This is a genomic window from Vibrio sp. 1641, from assembly GCF_033339995.1.
GTDB classification, from domain to species: Bacteria; Pseudomonadota; Gammaproteobacteria; order Enterobacterales; family Vibrionaceae; genus Vibrio; species Vibrio alginolyticus.
This window is the reverse complement of record NZ_JAWOVP010000281.1, coordinates 385-621: the sequence shown is the minus strand read 5'-3', so window position 1 is coordinate 621 and position 237 is coordinate 385. Positions and strand designations below refer to the sequence as shown.

Genomic DNA, 237 nt, shown 5'->3' with positions numbered 1-237 from the left:
AGTCAGAAACGTTCAGCACTTTTTCTGCATTGACTGTATCTGTGACGTTTGCACTCTGAACTAATGAACCTGATTCATCTTTGACGGCAGCAGAAAAGCCTTGAAGCGTACCAATGGTGATTGGCGTCAGTGTAGCTTCAACTAGGTAAGTGATTGACTCACCGGGGTAGATCGACACCGTATCGTCAAAATCGACATCAGTTTGAACTCCACTTGCTTGATAGGCAGATAAGGAGT

At 44.7% G+C, this 237-nt stretch carries 1 protein-coding gene; it reads right to left on the bottom strand.

Annotated features, from left to right (window positions below):
• The coding region (locus R7Z47_RS25530) for a hypothetical protein (RefSeq protein WP_318130853.1) at positions 1–237 on the bottom strand (237 nt) is incomplete at both ends.